This is a genomic window from Bacteroides propionicigenes (genome assembly GCF_018390535.1).
GTDB classification, from domain to species: domain Bacteria; phylum Bacteroidota; class Bacteroidia; order Bacteroidales; family Bacteroidaceae; genus Bacteroides; species Bacteroides propionicigenes.
Genome location: NZ_JAHBBW010000001.1, coordinates 472,555 through 492,317 on the forward strand (window position 1 = coordinate 472,555; position 19,763 = coordinate 492,317).

A 19,763-nucleotide genomic window follows, 5' to 3' on the forward strand; every position below is an offset into this window, starting at 1 on the left:
ATCATTCTATCATTCTGAACGCAGTGAAGAATCTCTTCTCTGCATACATAAGAGAGGAGATTCTTCGTCGCAAGCTCCTCTGAATGACAGAATGATAGGACTTTTACATTTTGAAACACTCTCATATTTTTTACGCAAAGCTAAGGCTATAAGCGAAATAATCACTACTTTTGTGCACAATTGAACAAACTTATTATCTCATGAGTAATCAACGATATATGATGAGAGGCGTCAGCGCATCCAAAGAAGATGTGCACAACGCTATCAAGAACATCGACAAAGGTATCTTCCCGCAGGCTTTCTGCAAAATTATCCCCGACATTCTGGGCGGTGATTCCGAGTACTGTAACATCATGCATGCCGACGGTGCAGGAACCAAATCCAGCCTGGCATACATGTACTGGAAAGAGACAGGCGACCTCTCCGTCTGGAAAGGCATTGCGCAGGATGCGCTGATTATGAACATCGACGACCTGCTTTGCGTAGGTGCAGTAGACAATATCCTGGTATCAAGCACTATCGGACGCAATAAGTTGCTCATTCCGGGAGAGGTGATTTCCGCTATCATCAACGGAACGGACGAACTGCTTGCCGAACTCCGCGAAATGGGTGTGGGTGTATACGCTACCGGCGGTGAGACTGCCGATGTCGGCGACTTGGTACGCACCATTATCGTAGACTCTACGGTAACTTGCCGCATGAAACGTTCGGATGTCATCGACAATGCCAATATCCGTCCGGGAGATGTGATTGTAGGTCTGTCCTCTTGTGGACAAGCCACTTATGAGAAAGAATATAACGGCGGTATGGGCAGCAACGGGCTAACCAGCGCCCGCCACGATGTATTCTCCAAATACCTGGCAGAGAAATATCCGGAAAGCTACGACAAAGCCGTACCCGACGAACTGGTATACAGCGGAAAACTGAAGCTGACAGACAACGTGGAAGGCAGTCCGTTGGATGCCGGCAAACTGGTACTCTCTCCTACCCGTACGTATGCACCGGTAGTTAAGAAATTACTCGATGCGCTCCGTCCCGAAATTCACGGTATGGTACACTGCTCCGGTGGCGCACAAACCAAAGTACTGCACTTTGCCGGTGACAATTGCCGCATTATCAAAGACAACCTTTTCCCCGTTCCACCATTGTTCAGAACCATCAAGGAGCAAAGCGATACGGACTGGAGCGAAATGTACAAGGTATTCAATATGGGACACCGCCTTGAGGTGTATCTTTCTCCCGAACACGCAGAAGAAGTGATTGCCATCAGCAAGAGCTTCAATATTGATGCACAGATTGTAGGACGTATCGAAGAGAGCGATAAGAAAGAGTTGATTATCAAGAGTGAATTCGGAGAGTTCAGATACTAATACCGACTTATCATCCCATCATAACATTACCACTTGAATTAAATGGCAGATAACAATACCATACTTGAGAAACTGGAAGGCCTCGTTGCCCGCTTCGAAGAAGTATCTACGTTGATAACCGACCCGGCAGTGATTGCCGACCAGAAGCGCTACGTCAAGCTTACCAAAGAATACAAAGAACTGGGTGACTTGATGAATGCCCGCAAAGAGTACATGCAGGTACTGAGCGGCATTGAGGAAGCGAAAGAAATCATCGCCAACGAAACCGATGCCGAAATGCGTGAAATGGCCCGTGAGGAACTTGATGCCTGCCAAATACGCCAGCCGGAGCTGGAAGAAGAAATAAAGCTGCTGCTTGTCCCTGCCGACCCGCAGGATAGCCGTAACGCAATTCTTGAAATCCGCGGCGGTGCAGGTGGAGACGAAGCCGCCATCTTTGCCGGCGACCTCTTCCGTATGTATACCAAGTATTGCGAAGCAAAAGGCTGGCGATTGGAAATATCCAGTGCCAACGAAGGCGCAGCCGGCGGTTTCAAGGAAATCATCTGCTCCGTAACGGGTGATAATGTATATGGTACACTGAAATATGAATCGGGCGTACATCGCGTACAGCGTGTGCCTGCCACCGAAACGCAAGGACGTGTGCACACATCCGCTGCATCCGTAGCCGTGCTGCCCGAGGCCGAAGAATTCGATGTAGTCATCAACGAGGGAGAAATCAAATGGGATACCTTCCGAAGCGGTGGTGCGGGCGGTCAGAACGTAAATAAGGTGGAATCCGGCGTACGCTTACGCTACAACTGGAAGAATCCGAATACCGGTGTCGTAGAGGAAATCCTCATCGAATGTACTGAAACGCGCGACCAGCCGAAGAATAAAGAACGCGCCTTGTCTCGCCTGCGTACCTTTATATACGACAAGGAGCACCAGAAATACATCGATGACATCGCTTCCAAACGAAAGACCATGGTTTCTACCGGTGACCGTTCGGCCAAGATACGCACCTACAACTATCCGCAAGGACGTATCACCGACCACCGCATCAACTATACCATCTATAACCTCGCCGCCTTTATGGACGGTGATATTCAGGACTGCATCGATCACCTGATTGTTGCGGAAAATGCGGAAAGACTGAAAGAAAGCGAATTGTAGTTATGAAAGGGCTATCAGTAGAGAAAGCGTTTCACACAGCTACCGAAGCGTTTCAGAATTGTTTGAAACGCTTTCCGGTTGCAGTAACCTTTATCTTTGCATTCACAGCCTATCTCATCTATCTGACATCGACAGGCTGGAAGGGCGAAGACCGGTTACTGTTCATCACCGGCTACTATCTGTCGGTGGGCATCCTGCTTTCGCTCACACTTCATCTATGGAGCGAGGAAGTAAAAAGCCGCCTGTGGAAGACAACCATACAACTTGCTGCGCATGCCTTACTTATAGCCGACACTTTCCTACTCTATCATTATCTCACCACGGAAAGTTCGTGGATTGAAATCGGTATCGCCCATGCGGCAGCCATTCTTGCCGTAGGGTTCTCCACTTTCTTCCTTTCGTTCCTGCGCGAGAAGAACGACATCGCCAGCTGGAACTTTGCGCTGAACACCGTTTCGGCATACATCGTTACACAGGTGATAGGCCTTATCCTATGTGCAGGCATCAGCCTACTGCTGTTCTCATTGCATCAACTGTTCGATATTCACATCAGCGGGAAGTGCTATGCCTATATCTACTATCTGTGCAATGTATTGCTCGGCTTGATGCTATTCCTCGGATTGTTGCCGCAGGGAGACGACAAGCACAACCGGAAGCCGCATTCATCGGAATTCCTGAACGGCATCCTGCACTATCTGTTCCTTCCCCTTACGGCCGGTTATCTGATAGTGCTTTATATCTACGCCACTCGCATCCTCATCAGTTGGGAATTGCCCATCGGCTGGGTGTCATGGCTTATCGTAGCATTGATGACGGTCTGTATCGCCATCCAATTCGGGCTATACCCTACACGTTTCAAAGAGAACAAGCGGTTTGACAACTGGATTGCACGCTGGATGCCTGTGCTGATATTGCCACTGTTACTGCTGATGACAATAGGCATTATACGCCGGTTCAACGATTACGGTGTTACTATCAACCGACTCTATCTCGCCACGCTCAATGGCTGGTTCTATATTGTCTGTATCGGGCTGTTCGTCATAAAAGCGCGACGTATCAACTGGATACCCATTTCGTTTGCCGTCATCTTTTTGCTGACATCCGCATTGCCCGTCAACTATGCCGGTATTACAAAGAATACTATTCTTAATGAGATAAAGGCCGAAATGCAACGCAGTTGCCAAGCGGAAGTTCCCCTCTCATTAGAGCAATATAAGGAATGGATTTACTCACTGCCGGAAAAGCAAGCTGTACAGATAAACAGTAAATTCAAATATTTGAGTAACTGGTTCGGCACGGAAAGCGTTACTCATTTGATAGAGAAGAATGTGACACACAACCTCTATTCTGTGGCAGCGGATATTGAAACAGATACGGTAGCCGTTGACACAGATAACGACAGGGTTTCCTACAGTGGCGAAATCGATATCCAAACTATCATCAATATACCCGAAGGCTATACCCGGTTTATCGCCATACCTGACGGCAGCATATCAAGCCACCGTTTCACCGTTTCCCGCCAAAGCCTCGAAAGCGGCATATTACCCGTTTCGCTCGATACCCGAACGGGCAAGCTGAACGATAGCGTGTACATCGAGCTCAACACATTGGAAATGCTGGAGAAGAACAGCAAGCACGGCCATATACCGCCTACCTCTTTCCGATGCAACTCCCCAAGAAATTTGTTCATCCTGACTGCATTCGACATTCATTATGAAAAGGACAGTGACGAAGATGCGAGAATGAGTATCAAGGGATATTTATTTAAAAAGTAAAATCATTAAACCAACAGAATTACGATATGAACAAACAACAGCTTTTTGAGAATATAAAACGTAAGAAATCATTTCTTTGCGTAGGTTTGGATACGGATATTAAGAAAATACCGGAACACCTGTTGAAAGAAGAAGATCCTATTTTCTCCTTCAATAAAGCAATTATCGATGCAACAGCCGATCTGTGTATCGCCTATAAACCTAACCTTGCTTTCTATGAGAGCATGGGAGTAAAAGGTTGGATTGCCTTTGAGAAGACCGTAAACTACATCAAACAGAATTATCCCGACCAGTTCATCATAGCTGATGCCAAGCGTGGTGACATAGGCAACACCTCTGCCATGTATGCACGCACTTTCTTTGAAGAGCTGGACATAGACTCGGTAACCGTAGCCCCCTATATGGGCGAAGACAGCGTTACCCCGTTCCTCACTTATGAAGGGAAATGGGTTATCTTGCTCGCATTGACCAGCAATAAAGGTTCTCACGACTTCCAGTTGACAGAAGACAAGGACGGTGAACGTCTTTTTGAGAAAGTCTTGCGCAAATCACAGGAATGGGCAAGTGACGAACAAATGATGTATGTAGTAGGCGCCACCCAAGGACGTGCTTTTGAAGATATCCGCAAGATTGTTCCCAATCACTTCCTCCTGGTGCCCGGCGTAGGCGCACAAGGCGGTTCATTGGAAGAAGTCTGCAAATACGGCATGAACGAAACTTGCGGGCTAATTGTTAATTCCAGCCGCGGAATCATTTACGTAGACAAGACAGAGAACTTTGCAGCCGCTTCACGCAAAGCTGCACAGGAAGTACAGGCGCAAATGGCGGAACAGCTGAAGAAAGTGATAAACGATTAGTGACTAACAACCCTCCAAAGGTGCAAGCAAGAAAAATCATCAACGACCCGGTATTCGGGTTCATCAATATACCAAAGGGGCTGCTGTACGACATTGTACGGCATCCCCTTTTGCAACGTCTCACCCGTATCAAGCAACTGGGCTTGTCTTCCGTAGTGTACCCCGGCGCGCAACATACCCGTTTCCAACATTCTCTGGGTGCGTTCTACCTCATGAGTGAGGCTATACAACAACTCACAGCCAAAGGCAATTTCATCTTCGACAGTGAAGCGGAAGCCGTACAAGCAGCCATTCTTATGCACGACATCGGGCATGGTCCGTTCTCTCATGTACTTGAAGACACTATTGTAAAAGGCGTTTCGCATGAAGATATTTCTCTGATGCTGATGGAGCGCATCAACAAGGAGATGAACGGGCAACTGACACTCGCCATCCAGATTTTCAAGGATGAGTATCCCAAACGTTTCCTTCATCAGTTGGTAAGCGGTCAACTGGATATGGACCGCCTTGATTACCTGCGTCGCGACAGCTTCTATACAGGCGTTACGGAAGGCAATATCGGTTCGGCACGAATCATCAAGATGCTCGATGTCAAAGACGACCATCTGGTGGTAGAGTCCAAAGGCATCTATTCCATTGAGAACTTCCTCACCGCACGTCGCCTGATGTACTGGCAGGTATATCTGCACAAGACATCGGTTGCTTATGAAAAGATGCTCATCAGCACATTACTGCGTGCCAAAGAGTTAGCCGGAAAGGGAATAGACCTGTTTGCTCCGCCTGCACTGAAATTTTTCCTGTATAACGACATCAATCGGGAAACATTCTATAATAACCCGGATTGCTTGGAAAACTATATCCAACTGGACGACAATGATATTTGGACTGCATTGAAAGTATGGAGCACCCATTCGGACAAAGTCCTTTCCACACTAAGTCTGGGCATGATTAACCGTAACATATTCAAAGTGGAAATCTCCGCCGAACCTTTCGGTGAGGAACGTAAAGAAGAAATAATCCGGCAAACCGGTGAGCAATTAGATATTTCCCTTTCCGAAGCCGGTTATTTTATCTCCACTCCCGGCATTGAGAAGAATATGTACGATCCGGCAGATGACAGTATTGATATCCTATACAACGACGGTTCCACTAAAAATATAGCTGAAGCATCGGATATGCTTAATATATCTCTACTGTCCAAGAAAGTAAAAAAATACTACTTATGTTATCAGCGTTTGCATAGATAAGTATAAAATATTCATCACAGAGCAAGGATATATAAAAAAAAAGTCCGTTATTTGTGTTTTGAAACCATCTAACAACAATAAGACATGGAGTTCTCTGCTAAACAAATTGCAACATTTATTCAAGGAGAAATCGTTGGAGACGAGAATGCAACCGTACACACCTTCGCAAAAATTGAAGAAGGAATTCCCGGAGCAATTTCTTTCCTATCCAACCCTAAATACATACCTTATCTGTACGAAACCCTATCGAGTATCGTTTTGGTAAACAAGGATTTCGTTCCTGAACAAGAAGTAAAGGCTACAATGATTAAGGTAGACAATGCTTACGAGAGTCTTGCTAAATTATTAAATCTTTATGAACAAAGCAAGCCAAAGCGTACCGGTATTGATTCACGAGCATACGTTGCCGAGACCGCGAAAATAGGCAAGGATGTTTACATCGCCCCCTTTGCTTGCATCGGAGAGTATGCAGAAGTGGGAGACAATACGGTGATTCATCCGCATGCCACCATTGGAAGCGGCGCTAAGGTAGGCAGTGACTGTATTATTTATGCAAATGTAACCATCTACCACGATTGCCGCGTAGGCAATCACTGCATTTTGCACGCCGGTTGCGTCATCGGTGCAGACGGATTCGGCTTCGCCCCTACTCCCGAAGGCTATGAAAAGATACCCCAAATCGGTATCACTATCTTGGAAGATAATGTGGAAATAGGAGCCAACACTTGCGTAGACCGTGCTACAATGGGAGCAACTATCGTGCACAGTGGTGTGAAACTGGATAATCTGGTACAGGTAGCCCATAATGATGAAATCGGTTCGCATACGGTAATGGCAGCTCAAGTAGGCATTGCCGGATCCACCAAAATAGGTGAATGGTGTATGTTTGGCGGTCAGGTCGGTATAGCCGGACACATCCATATCGGAAACAAAGTGAACCTTGGCGCACAGTCGGGTGTTCCGAGCAATATAAAGGAAGGCAGTGTTTTAATAGGCACCCCGCCTATGGAGGTAAAACCTTATTTCAAGTCACAATCCGTATTCCGCAAACTACCGGATATGTATTTTGAACTGAATGCGCTTCGTAAAGAACTTGATGAATTAAAAAAACAATTAAATAAGTAACCAATGTTGAAACAAAAGACTCTGAAAGACAGCTTTTCGCTCAGTGGAAAAGGTCTTCATACTGGACTTGATCTGACCGTTACTTTCAACCCGGCTGCGGACAATCACGGATATAAAATTCAGCGTATCGACCTGGAAGGTCAACCCGTCATTGACGCTGTTGCCGATAATGTGACTGAAACGACACGCGGTACTGTCCTCTCTAAAAACGGGGTTAAGATAAGTACCATAGAGCATGGTATGGCTGCACTTTATGCACTGGGCATAGACAACTGCCTGATTCAGGTGAACGGTCCGGAATTTCCGATTTTGGACGGAAGTGCTCAATATTACGTCAACGAAATAGAACGTGTAGGTACAGTAGAACAGAATGCTGTAAAAGATTTCTATATTATCAAGTCCAAGATTGAATTCCGCGATGAAACCACCGGTTCGTCCATTATCGTATTACCCGATGAGAATTTCAGTCTGAATGTGCTGGTATCTTATGACTCCACCATCATCCCCAACCAATTCGCCACATTGGAGGATATGACAAAGTTCAAGGATGAAGTAGCCGCCAGCCGTACTTTCGTATTTGTACGCGAGATAGAACCGCTGTTACAGGCCGGACTTATCAAAGGCGGTGATTTGGACAACGCCATCGTTATCTACGAACGCGAAATGCCTCAGGATGCTTACGACAAGCTTGCCGATGTAATGGGCGTACCGCATATGGATGCCAAACAGCTGGGTTACATCAATCACAAACCGCTGGTATGGCCCAACGAATGTGCCCGCCATAAATTATTGGACGTAATCGGCGATTTGGCTCTGATAGGAAAACCCATCAAAGGCCGCATCATTGCCACACGTTCGGGACATACCATCAACAATAAATTCGCCCGCCAGATGCGTAAGGAAATCCGTCTGCACGAAATACAGGCTCCCTCATACGACTGCAACCGCGAACCGATTATGGATGTAAACCGCATCCGTGAATTGCTACCGCACCGCTATCCGTTCCAACTGGTAGATAAAGTAATTGAAATTGGCGCCAACTACATTGTAGGTGTCAAGAATGTAACAGCCAACGAACCTTTCTTCCAAGGACACTTCCCGCAAGAGCCCGTAATGCCCGGTGTATTGCAAGTGGAAGCAATGGCACAGACCGGAGGTCTGCTTGTCCTGAACTCCGTAGACGAACCGGAACGTTATTCCACCTACTTTATGAAGATAGACGGTGTTAAGTTCCGCCAGAAAGTAGTGCCGGGAGATACTTTGATTTTCCGCGTTGAACTGCTGGCTCCTATCCGCCGAGGAATTTCTACTATGAAAGGCTATGTATTTGTAGGCGAAAAGGTAGTGTGCGAAGCTGAATTTATGGCTCAAATAGTAAAAAACAAGTAAGTTAATTATGATAAGTCCCTTAGCGTATATTCATCCCGAAGCAAAAATCGGGGAAAACGTAGAGATTGCTCCTTTTGTTTTCATTGACAAGAATGTGGTAATCGGCGATAACAATAAGATTATGGCGAATGTCAACATTCTGTACGGGTCACGTATCGGCAATGGAAATACAATCTTTCCCGGAGCCGTAATCGGTGCCATTCCGCAAGACCTGAAGTTCAGAGGAGAAGAGACCACCGCCGAAGTAGGCGATAACAATATTATCCGTGAAAACGTAACTATCAACCGAGGCACAGCTGCCAAAGGAAAGACCGTTGTAGGCAATAACAACCTGCTGATGGAATGTGTACATGTGGCACATGACGCCCTCATTGGAAGCGGTTGCATTATCGGCAACTCCACTAAAATGGCAGGTGAGATTGTAATAGACGACAACTCCATCATCAGTGCCAACGTACTGATGCACCAGTTCTGCCGCGTAGGCGGATTTGGTATGATACAAGGCGGATGCCGTTTCAGCAAAGACATACCGCCGTACATCATAGCCGGTCGCGAACCCATCTGTTATGCAGGTCTCAACATTGTGGGGCTGCGCCGCCGCGGTTTCTCCAACGAAACAATCGAAGCCATTCATGACGCCTACCGCATCATCTATCAAAGCGGACTGAACAATACGGAAGCTTTGAAGAAGATTGAAAATGAAATGGAAATGACACCCGAAATCAGCTATATTGTAAACTTTATACGTGAATCAACTCGCGGCATTATCCCTGCAAGTAAATAAAAAAGTTAACACTATGATATATAGATTTACTCTTATCTCCGATGAAGCGGATGACTTCGTAAGAGAAATACAGATTGACCCGGAAGCTACATTTTATGATTTTCACGAAGCTATCCTGAAATCAGCGGGTTATACCAGCGACCAGATGACCTCTTTCTTCATTTGCGATGATGATTGGGAGAAGGAAAAAGAAGTTACCCTCGAAGAGATGGATGATAATCCGGAAATAGACAGCTGGGTAATGAAAGATACCCAAATCAGCGAATTGGTAGAAGACGAAAAGCAAAAACTTCTATATGTATTCGACTACATGACGGAACGTTGTTTCTTCATCGAACTCTCCGAAATCATCACCGGCAAAAACATGACCGGAGCAAAGTGCACCAAGAAAGCCGGAGAAGCACCCAAACAAACCATTGACTTTGAAGAAATGGCGGCAGCCGGCGGTTCGCTCGACTTGGATGAAAGCTTCTATGGCGATCAAGACTTCGATATGGAAGACTTCGACAAAGAAGGTTTCGGCGGTTTAGACGAAGGCTCTGCCGATATACCCTACGAAGAAGACAAATTCTGATAGAACCGTTCGGGCGAATAACAATTTGCTCCAATGATAATGAAATATCCCATAAGGATACATTCATATCGGAGGATACAACTGTTTTTCGCCCGAACTATTTTTTTACGACCTCATGAAAACATTGATAGTACTTATAGGCCCTACGGGAGTAGGAAAGACGGAACTCAGTCTCCGATTGGCAGAGCATTTTCAAACGTGCATCGTTTCTGCCGATTCAAGACAACTTTATGCCGATTTAAAAATCGGTACGGCCGCTCCTACTCCGGAACAACTGCAACGAGTACGGCATTATTTTGTCGGTACACTGCAACTTACCGACTATTACAGCGCCGCCCAATATGAAACCGAAGTACTGCAACTCCTTGAGAAACTCTATACCCGGCATGAGGTTGTACTCCTTACCGGAGGTTCCATGATGTACGTAGATGCCGTATGTAAGGGGATTGACGACATTCCTACCGTAGATGCCGAAACTCGCCGGTTGATGTTGCACAAATACGAAACAGAAGGTCTGGAAAATCTCTGTGCCGAACTGAAACTGTTGGACTCAGAGTATTACAAAATCGTGGATTTAAAGAACCATAAACGAGTAATCCATGCCCTTGAAATCTGTTATATGACAGGAAAGACCTATACCTCTTTCCGCACGCAGAAAAAAAAGGAACGCCCCTTCCGTATCATTAAAATAGGGCTCACCCGCAATCGTGAAGAATTGTACGACCGCATAAACCAACGTGTAGAACAGATGATAACGGACGGACTGGTAGAAGAAGCCCGCAGCGTCTACCCTCACCGGGCACTCAATTCATTGAATACAGTAGGTTATAAAGAGATATTCAACTATCTCGACGGCGAATGGACACTCCCTTTTGCCATTGAGAAGATTCAACAGAACTCACGCATCTACTCCCGCAAACAAATGACGTGGTTTAAGCGGGACGAAGAGATACACTGGTTTCACCCCGAACAAGAAGCGGAAATACTGACACATATCGAGCGTTGCATAGCGGCGGACAGAGACGAATAATACCGATATACATAAAACCGATATACCTCTAACCGGATAATTACAATTCGAACAAGTCCGCGTATTGCATACTGATAAAAGTATCCAGTTCATTATAAAGCAACTGCATAGCTTTGGTGTCCGCACTTCCTTTCCTGCGCCACTCCTTCAAAAGCGGTTCTGTACGCCGAAACACCTCATTCTCCACCGGAGCCAGCAACTGCATATAGCCATTCTTATCAGCATTAAAAAGCCTTTCCCAGTTCATATAGCGGTTGCTGCCCATCCCTTGCTCATAAGAGAAAACATCACCTGCCAATGTTACCGACCAATTACCCAGAGGAGAGACCTTCTTTATTTCATCGCGAACAAGAAGTTTCGGCAAAGCCTTATCCGCCCCCTTCACCCAAACAGGCATTGCCACTCCGGTAGGCGGATACCCCAAGACGGTCCACATCGTGGTGAGTTCGGGATGCTCTCCCGCCTTCACTCCCTGCACAACAACCGAACTTGCCGTACTGCTACGCGCTATAAAGTCCTGATCTACAAACCACCCGGTTGTCTTAGGACGATTGAAATCACCGTTCTTCAAATCAATCCCCAAGAGCGGATTGGCAAAAGAACGAGAGAGTTCACTGAATATCCATTGCGGGGTAATCTGCCCCGTAGCCGAGGCCGGCATCAATAACTTATCTTCCTGCATAAAGCGAACATAGCCCGCTCCCTCATTCACCTTGCCGGAAAAGGAGAAGTTGGTACGTGCAATGTACCCGCAAGGTGCATCTTTGGGGTCATTGGCATCATACATCACATACTTATAATAATCCACCTCGAACATGGCCGCACCTCCTTCGGCATCAATCACGCCGAAGTTTGCTTCAATCAAACTGGGCTTAAAGAGTGTGTCAAGAAATTGACAAAAATCCTTTACCGTAGCACACACTTCCAATGCACGCCGCATGACCCGCCCGTTAGCCTCTCCACGCTCCTCACCGGGTTTCACCTCGACTAAATTATAGGATTGTGTGTTCATAATGGAAAAACCCGCGGCATTCGTACCTATCCATACATCCGTCGGATTATCTTCCACGCTGTTGACAACGGCTACAAACGGATAGCGCTCACCTGAGAAATATCTCACACTGTTTTGCGGAAAGTCCGTATCGCGGTTTTTCCACAGCAAGGGGCGGCCGTCGGGAGTTACCTTGCCGGAAATCACTGCAGAAGTACAGGCGGAAAGCGGTCCGGCGTTTCCCAAAGATATAATGACAGCAATCAAAGCGAGCAAAGTCCGTTTCATAGCAAAGAAGTTTTATCATTAGTTTCGACAAAGATAAAAAATCAATCCGGATTAGTACACCATACCACTCAAAATACCTACAAATAGCGATTGCAGTTCTCGAAGAAAAGCCGTTACTTTGCGCCCGAAACATAGAGTGGAAAGGAATAACTTACAATGAATGAACAACATAAATATCGGGCAACGGACAAGATGAGCGACCTCATCTGCGATAATTACTCCTTATTAATGGTGATGAGCCGCTTCGGTTTGTCGCTTGGATTTGGAGACAAGAGCGTAAAGGATGTCTGTGAAGCCCAGAATGTAGACTACCGCACTTTCCTCGCCGTGGCCAATTTCATCAGCGAAGAGCAATACTCTTACAGTGCGGATGATGACTCATTCTCTATTCCGGCGCTTATGGATTATCTGAAACGTGCGCACGCCTACTTCCTCGACTTCAACCTGCCTGCCATGCGCCGCAAGCTGATAGAGGCCATAGACTGCTCCAGAGATAATGATGTGGCCTACCTCATCCTCAAATTCTTTGATGAATACGCCAAAGAAGTGCGCCGCCATATGGAATACGAAAACGAGGCTGTCTTTACTTATGTGGAGCAATTGCTGCAAGGCAAGCTATCCGATAAATACAACATCGCCACATTTGCCAGCAAGCACAACCAGATAGATACCAAACTGAAAGAACTGAAAAATATCATCATCAAGTACTATCCGGAAAAAGAAAACAATAATCTCCTGAATGCCGTTCTGTTCGATATCTTCAACTGCGAACAAGACCTTGCATCGCATTGCCAGGTAGAAGACTATATGTTTGTTCCCGCCGTAGCACAAATAGAAAAAAGACTGAAAGATGAACAATAATATTTCTCTGAAAATAGTTGTTGCAGAAACTTCGGTCATTGTACGAAGTGGTCTTGCGGCAGTACTTAAACGCATTCCCAACCTGAACGTACACCCCATCGAGGTGTCGTCACCGGAAGCGCTGCAGAACTATATCTATCTGCACACTCCCGATATTGTAATCGTAAATCCGACTTTCGGCGGCTGGTTCAACCTGCCTTCTTTCAAGACAGACCACAACAGCAACAGCATCAAATACATCGCATTGGTATGTTCCGTCATCGACAATAACGCGCTGAAAGAGTACGATGAAAATATCGCCATCTGTGATGATATTGAAGTAATTACCTCAAAAATCAACCGCCTTCTCCATACCGAAGAGGAAGACGAGAAGGACAGCGAACAGGAAACGCTCAGCCAACGCGAAAAGGAAATCATCACTTGCGTTGTAAAAGGAATGACCAACAAGGCGATTGCCGACAAACTGTACCTGTCTATCCATACCGTCATTACCCACCGCCGCAACATTGCACGCAAACTGCAAATACACTCTCCCGCAGGCCTCACCATTTATGCCATTGTGAACAAGCTGGTAGAACTGAGCGACATTAAAGACTCCTTATAAACTCCCTGCCAAGCCTTCCTACGCACCCCCTATTAGAGAAGAGGGCTAAGTCCCTTTCCAAACCCGTCTCTCCATAGGAGAAAGACATCTTAACCTGCCGTTTGGGTTTCATCTCCAGCTTAAAGATACACATCTTTAGCGTAGAGATGTCCATCTTCAGCCTAAAGACGAACATCTTCAAGTTGGAGATAAAGATTACCCCGTACCTTAGCACCCTTTCCCAAGCAACTCTGACGGTTTCGATAAGCATCCCTGATAATCTTTTCCCTATACTCAGCCCGACAGCATCCTCCTTCATCCGCAACAAAATAAATCCCCGCTTCACGATGTCACATCGGAAAGCGGGGATCCTTTTATCTTCATAAAAGTGGTTACGTAATTATGACTAACTAATTCATTCTTTAAATCTGATGTTGCAAAGATACGGCATCCATCCCGATGCCGCAATCACCCGATATAGGTATAATAAAGAGCGGCAGTCATTATAAATAGGTAACATCATCTTTTTAATCAGGCATTTGCATAACTGTGCATTCCACCCAAGATGTAATTCACTCCGAAATAAGTCATCAATACCGTAAGAAAAGCCGCAATCATATAGATATGAAAGAACAACGGCCTGCGGAAAGCGGGCAGGCTCTTCAAGTGAAACGCCATTCCGTACACAAGGAACGTAATCAACGCCCAAACCTCCTTAGGGTCCCATGCCCAATACCGTCCCCACGACACATTTGCCCAGACAGCCCCCATAAAGATGCCCGCACCCAAGAAGAAGTTCGCCGGATAAAGCAGAAGACGACTGAGGAGCATCAGCATCTTCCCGTGCCTGCGAATGCACAAAGCAAGTATTCCGTTCAGCATCATAAAGGCGAACAGCGCATAGGACATCATTATCAGTGAAACGTGCATACTGAGCCAAGGAGACACAAGTACAGGCATCAAAGGGGTAATCTGCGGATTCATCTGCCCCAAATAGGCAACCAGCAACGAAAATCCCGAAAGCAGAAAGCCAAAAGGAACCGTAAACGGAAACCTGCAGCGAAACAAGCATGCCAACAGCAGTGTGCACAAGGCCATAAACTGCATCGTCTCATATCCATTGCTCAACGGAATACGCCCGCCCACATACCAGCGCAGACCATATCCGAGGAGCTGGAAAAGGAATGCCGCATAAAGGGCTACCACAAACAAACGGCTTATCCGGCGTGACAAAGCGCTCCGCTCCGAAGAACGGCGCAGACCGCAATATACCAAATGGAAGAATGCCAGCAAACCAACCGTCAGATTGAACATGAACAGGCATTTACTGAAAGGGATGCGGTTGTAGATTAGTTCTGCACGTACCTTCGACAATGACAACGGCTTTACACTGCCGTCCTTAGGCAGAGGGCGAATCAAGGTGCCCTTTTGAAGCATCAGAATCAATCCCACCTTTTCGTCCGTTTCTACGATTGCCTTTTCCAAAGGAGACATTTTCCGACCGGTTTCCCGCCCACCCTGCCAGAAGTCCTGCAAGCGATACCGCTGTCCGTCAAACAAGTCGGTCACAGAAGCATAAGACGTTTTCAAGTTCAACAAACGGCATAGTTCCCGGTTCTTAATGTAAATCATCGGTTCGTACCGCCACACTTCCGGACGCAGCAACCAGCCGCCGATAACCTGTTCGGGAGTTAAACCCGCATAAGACGCCCGTCCCGTCAACTTCATCACAAAATCACGGGCAAGGGTATTGAAAGGTACCACCCTGTCATGATAAATAACCTGCTCGGAAGCCAGACTGTCCGCCTGCCTGATGTTTAAGACCGGAAGCGTCCGCCCCTGTACCTGCATATTCCCCGCCAACAGCAAAAGACAGAGCACGCCCCCCTTTTTAAGTAGCGGATGATTCATCAACCTGCGAAATTCTCCCTTGCGGCTGAAAAGTATTCCAATCATAGAGATACCCAACAGGATGTATCCCACATAAGTAATTCCTATTCCCCAAGGGTCGTGATTCACTGTCAGCCAACTGCCCTGCTTGTCTTCATCAAAAGACGACTGATAGAAGCGGAAACCTTGCTCTGACAAAATGCGGTTCATGGAAACTGTGCGGCTGCAAGAGGAACTGTCCGCACCCTGCCCCGGCCGTAAAATGCGGATATGGCTGATATAGTCCGCGGGGGCTTCCGTACCGGGATAGTATTCCACCCGAAAGCTGTCCAAAAGCAATGTAAAGGGTAAATCTATCTCTCGGCGGCTCTCCTGTTCCACAAAACTGCTTACCTTGTTCCCTACAATAAGATGTACATACCCTTTCCTGCCGCCGGCAAACGTAATCATGGCTCCCGCCAAAATCACGAGGAAGGAGCCATGCAACAACAACGCAGGGAGAAACTTCCGCAGCCGCTTTCCAACTGATGCCATAATAGCCGCAACGGCCAGAATCCCCCAGACACAACAAAACCAAAAAGCATGATATATATACTTTTCTATAAAATCCGTCCCGTACGCCTGCTCCAAAAATGTAGCTATGGCAAGCAAGCATACGAGGCAGATATATATAGTTACAAACAATCGTTTCAAATTACGAAGCATCAGTCAGTTCTTTAGAAAGGGGCATACTCCTTATTCTCAAATCTCCTCACACCCATACACTCCATTTCTATCAGCCAGCCCGGACGGCATACAGGCGCATGGACAAACACTTTGGGAGTAGCGGGAAAACGTTTGTCGTACATTTCTTTCACCACAGTATAATCCGCCATATCACGCAGGTATACAATCATCTGTCCCAAGTCGGCGAATGTGCAACCGGCCTCTTTCAGAAGAGCCTCCACATTTCCCCACATACGTTCGGTCTGCTTACGGATGTTTCCCGGATGCACCACCTCGCCTTTATTATTGATACTTGCCGTACCGGAGATAAAGACCTGCCGGCGGTCGCCGTAATCCACATACGTGCCACGCTCAAAACTGACACCATACTCATAAGTAGGATTCAAATGTGCAGGCGCATACAGGAAATGAACTTGTCCGGGCTTTATCCCGTCGACGGCATACGCGTCCATCTGCACAGACACTCTCGAATCGGCATGGCGACCGCCGATACCGGTACTCGATATGTAATGCGTCTTCTCGGTCAGGTTTTGCGTAACAAACACTTCGTTGCGGGCTTTCACCACTCCAGCATAGTTCACGTCTACATTCTGCACAAAGAACCACGTACGAATACAGTTGTCCGCCAATTTGCATCCCTGTTCCATGAGCTGCATCACATAGTCATTCAGCAACAAACGGGTTTGATATTCGGAGTTGGCCGCACGATTAAAGGCATTGCCGCTCCAGAGATGACGGTAAGCGCCATGCTTCACCTCAAACAGCCCGTTGTGAAGCACTCTTGTCTGTACTCCGGACTGCAGGTATGCCCACAAGGCTATTTTAGAGCCGTCCAACGGTGGCTGTTCCACAATGGAAAGCGCGCAATCCGAACTCTCGGTAGTAAGCGCCAACAGCATATCCGATTGATTGGCGGCATCGCTCAGAAAATAACGTTTGAAAACGGCAACAGCACCATGAAGCTCCCCTTCGAGCAAAGTGAAATAGGCATTCACCACTGCATTCAATTGCTGCTCGTATGTATCTTCCGGACAACGCGCATGAATCATCACATGATATTCCGAAACGCCATTTTCCACATTATATTCAAAGATTTCAGCGGAGGTCTTTTCTGTTGGCTTTTGTTGTTTATTGTTCATAACAATATCTTTTTTCGTTGTTGTTGATAGAAGTTATTCTTTGGCGCCGGAGTCTATCCAGTCTTTAAGCATATCAAGCGTTATAGACGATTCTATATCCCGCGAATGATCGTGTCCCCACTCTTTGCTTATAGGGGAGGAAAGTATTTGATACAACATACTTTCATCGGAATTACCCGGATTAACACGCATCCATTCGGGCATTATGACAGACGGACTGTTCACAAGGTTCTTATAACTGACACCCTCTTTCAAATCCAGGTTGGCAGCGGCAGTCGTACTGGTTCCATGACAACCTACACACGACTTACCGAGAAAAATACCCTGCTGAATGGCATTGAACATACCCGCATTGATTGTTCCGGCATCCACCCGGGTGGTATCGGCATTCACTGTCGAGAAGTCCTGTGTGTAAAATGAATAGACACGTTCACGAATACGGTTCGTCACGCAAAGTTCGATGGAAGTGACGTCTTCACCTATACCCGCCATTACCATGTCCACATCACCGTTGTTCGGGATGGATTTTGCTATCAGCGAATACTCCTTACCGGCATTGAAACCCGCAAGAACCACCGTGTAGCCGTCCGGCCATGTATCCACTCCGCTCATATTCACATGCAGCTTCACCACACGCCCTTCTTCCGGCACGATAAGCCTGTCCTGATAAAGCCTGCCCTCATCGCAAGAAGCGAAAACGAACATGAACAGCGATAAGAAAAGAATATAGTTCTTCATAGATAAATCCTTTCTTCAATCTGTTAGAATGTATATTGCAGCAAAACGGTAGCGGAATGCGTAGCCAGCCCCAAGTTATCATTATCGCGGTCAAGCTGTGTGTCATGTCCCCAACGGGCTATATACTGATACATAGCCTGCAACTTCAAGTTGCAACCTTTGAAGAAATAATTCATACCCACAGCCGGCATATTCAGGAAGCCGTCGTCACCGGTACCGTTACGGTTGAAGAAGTCGTAGCGTGCGGCCGCCTGAACACGGGGAGCCACAAAATAACCTCCCTGCACGTAACCGCCCAAATAATGGTACGTCTCATCAATCTTCTGCCGCTTGGTGAACCCTACATTCATATAGTACGCCTCGGCAGCCAGATAAAGCTTGTTCTTCAACATGGCAAACTCCAAACCGACACGCGTATCGTTTGTACTCTCATTTTCACTCTCTACATTGATAGAACCGGACAAGCCGAAAAGCATCTTGTCTTCATTCAGGCGGTTCGGATTACCTTGCGTGGAAGGCATCACTCCCTTAGGCATATAAGTCAGACGGCCCGCATAAAGCAAAGAAGGTATATGCCAGTCGTCACTGATAGTTTTTGACGCTGTATTCACGGAAATTCCCGTACCATTGAACAGGCCTACCTCATAGCCAAACTTCTCGCCTACCAGTCCGTGCAGTTCCACGCCCAAGTCAAAGCCGGTAGCCATATTCGGAGTAACAGCGTTCAGCGAATAAGGCATGATGACGGAAGATGTCAGCGAGACAGGCAACTGCGGCAACAATGTTTCGCCCAACGTAGTCAGGTAGGAATGCGAGAAAGGTGTCTTGAACTTACCTACGCGCAATGCCAGCTGCTTCCTGAACTGCACATCAAACCAAGCCTGCTGCAACAAAGCGCCACCGCCGGCCGCCGCATTGATGGAAAGGTTGAAAGACACTTTTCCGAAAGCCTTACCCGTAAAACCCAGTACCGCATAAGGCACTGAGAAACCGGAGTTGGCGAAGTTATCCTGATTATAAGCCTTGTCCAAGCCTTCATCATCATACCAATTCAGATTGGCACTTGTCTGTACCAGCAAATAGGGTTTGAAAACAAAGTCGCCTCTCTTGCTGGAAATAGTAAAGCCCTCCCTTCCGGCCAATGACACCACGCCATTCTCCGTATCTTCTTCGTGCTGCGCCATTGCTATCAACGGCATAGCAGCAAGCGAAGCCAATAATATTAATTTCTTCATACGATT

At 46.8% G+C, this 19,763-nt stretch carries 18 protein-coding genes; 12 read left to right on the top strand and 6 right to left on the bottom strand.

Translation table 11 applies throughout. From position 1 onward, the window contains the following. The first annotated feature begins 200 nt into the window (after positions 1 to 200). The 10 genes from KG118_RS02135 (at position 201) to miaA (ending at position 11,306) form a co-directional block, all read left to right on the top strand. Positions 201 to 1,370: an AIR synthase-related protein gene (locus KG118_RS02135; RefSeq protein ID WP_117711144.1), complete on the top strand. Its 1,170-nt coding sequence runs from the start codon at positions 201 to 203 to the stop codon at positions 1,368 to 1,370. 42 nt (positions 1,371 to 1,412) lie between these two features. Then, positions 1,413 to 2,525: a peptide chain release factor 1 gene (gene prfA / locus KG118_RS02140; RefSeq protein ID WP_117711143.1), complete on the top strand. Its 1,113-nt coding sequence runs from the start codon at positions 1,413 to 1,415 to the stop codon at positions 2,523 to 2,525. Positions 2,526 to 2,527: 2 nt separating this feature from the next. Beyond that, positions 2,528 to 4,300, top strand: a complete 1,773-nt coding sequence (locus tag KG118_RS02145) for a DUF4153 domain-containing protein (protein ID WP_117711142.1) — start codon at positions 2,528 to 2,530, stop codon at positions 4,298 to 4,300. Positions 4,301 to 4,326: 26 nt separating this feature from the next. Then, on the top strand, positions 4,327 to 5,157 hold the full coding sequence (gene pyrF / locus KG118_RS02150) for an orotidine-5'-phosphate decarboxylase (protein WP_117711141.1): 831 nt from the start codon (positions 4,327 to 4,329) through the stop codon (positions 5,155 to 5,157). Between the two features lie 20 nt (positions 5,158 to 5,177). After that, positions 5,178 to 6,404, top strand: a complete 1,227-nt coding sequence (locus KG118_RS02155; RefSeq protein ID WP_117711140.1) for an HD domain-containing protein — start codon at positions 5,178 to 5,180, stop codon at positions 6,402 to 6,404. 84 nt (positions 6,405 to 6,488) lie between these two features. Next, complete coding sequence (lpxD, locus tag KG118_RS02160; RefSeq protein WP_117711139.1) at positions 6,489 to 7,529, top strand: UDP-3-O-(3-hydroxymyristoyl)glucosamine N-acyltransferase; 1,041 nt, start codon at positions 6,489 to 6,491, stop codon at positions 7,527 to 7,529. Between the two features lie 3 nt (positions 7,530 to 7,532). Then, positions 7,533 to 8,918 (top strand): bifunctional UDP-3-O-[3-hydroxymyristoyl] N-acetylglucosamine deacetylase/3-hydroxyacyl-ACP dehydratase, encoded by a 1,386-nt coding sequence (locus KG118_RS02165; protein ID WP_213388340.1) that lies wholly within the window; start codon positions 7,533 to 7,535, stop codon positions 8,916 to 8,918. Between the two features lie 7 nt (positions 8,919 to 8,925). Further along, positions 8,926 to 9,702: an acyl-ACP--UDP-N-acetylglucosamine O-acyltransferase gene (gene lpxA / locus KG118_RS02170; protein ID WP_117711137.1), complete on the top strand. Its 777-nt coding sequence runs from the start codon at positions 8,926 to 8,928 to the stop codon at positions 9,700 to 9,702. A gap of 13 nt (positions 9,703 to 9,715) precedes the next feature. After that, positions 9,716 to 10,276, top strand: a complete 561-nt coding sequence (locus KG118_RS02175; protein WP_117711136.1) for an IS1096 element passenger TnpR family protein — start codon at positions 9,716 to 9,718, stop codon at positions 10,274 to 10,276. Between the two features lie 115 nt (positions 10,277 to 10,391). Next, complete coding sequence (gene miaA / locus KG118_RS02180; protein WP_117711135.1) at positions 10,392 to 11,306, top strand: tRNA (adenosine(37)-N6)-dimethylallyltransferase MiaA; 915 nt, start codon at positions 10,392 to 10,394, stop codon at positions 11,304 to 11,306. A gap of 40 nt (positions 11,307 to 11,346) precedes the next feature. Here miaA and KG118_RS02185 read toward each other — a convergent pair whose 3' ends face one another. After that, positions 11,347 to 12,585, bottom strand: coding sequence for a carcinine hydrolase/isopenicillin-N N-acyltransferase family protein (locus KG118_RS02185; protein WP_117711134.1), 1,239 nt, complete (start codon positions 12,583 to 12,585; stop codon positions 11,347 to 11,349). A 156-nt stretch (positions 12,586 to 12,741) separates the two neighbouring features. Between KG118_RS02185 and KG118_RS02190 the strand changes: the two genes are divergently transcribed. Both KG118_RS02190 and KG118_RS02195 read left to right on the top strand, forming a co-directional pair. Further along, positions 12,742 to 13,446: a hemerythrin domain-containing protein gene (locus tag KG118_RS02190; RefSeq protein WP_118322838.1), complete on the top strand. Its 705-nt coding sequence runs from the start codon at positions 12,742 to 12,744 to the stop codon at positions 13,444 to 13,446. Continuing rightward, positions 13,436 to 14,050 carry a response regulator transcription factor gene (locus KG118_RS02195; protein ID WP_117711132.1) on the top strand — a complete coding sequence of 205 codons (615 nt, stop codon included), beginning with the start codon at positions 13,436 to 13,438 and terminating at the stop codon, positions 14,048 to 14,050. Before KG118_RS02190 ends, KG118_RS02195 begins: the two co-directional genes overlap by 11 nt. Here the strand turns inward: KG118_RS02195 and KG118_RS02200 are convergent. From KG118_RS02200 to KG118_RS02220, 5 genes are all read right to left on the bottom strand, one after another. Further along, positions 14,034 to 14,348 carry a hypothetical protein gene (locus KG118_RS02200; protein WP_117711131.1) on the bottom strand — a complete coding sequence of 105 codons (315 nt, stop codon included), beginning with the start codon at positions 14,346 to 14,348 and terminating at the stop codon, positions 14,034 to 14,036. The genes KG118_RS02195 and KG118_RS02200 overlap by 17 nt on opposite strands. A 212-nt stretch (positions 14,349 to 14,560) precedes the next feature. Beyond that, positions 14,561 to 16,624: a cytochrome c biogenesis protein CcsA gene (gene ccsA / locus KG118_RS02205; RefSeq protein ID WP_117711130.1), complete on the bottom strand. Its 2,064-nt coding sequence runs from the start codon at positions 16,622 to 16,624 to the stop codon at positions 14,561 to 14,563. A gap of 11 nt (positions 16,625 to 16,635) precedes the next feature. Further along, complete coding sequence (locus KG118_RS02210; protein ID WP_117711129.1) at positions 16,636 to 17,784, bottom strand: Rid family hydrolase; 1,149 nt, start codon at positions 17,782 to 17,784, stop codon at positions 16,636 to 16,638. 33 nt (positions 17,785 to 17,817) lie between these two features. Beyond that, a complete protein-coding gene (locus tag KG118_RS02215) occupies positions 17,818 to 18,522 on the bottom strand; it encodes a hypothetical protein (protein WP_117711128.1) in 705 nt (234 codons plus the stop codon). Positions 18,523 to 18,545: 23 nt separating this feature from the next. After that, on the bottom strand, positions 18,546 to 19,757 hold the full coding sequence (locus KG118_RS02220) for a porin (RefSeq protein WP_117711127.1): 1,212 nt from the start codon (positions 19,755 to 19,757) through the stop codon (positions 18,546 to 18,548). Between the last annotated feature and the right edge of the window lie 6 nt (positions 19,758 to 19,763).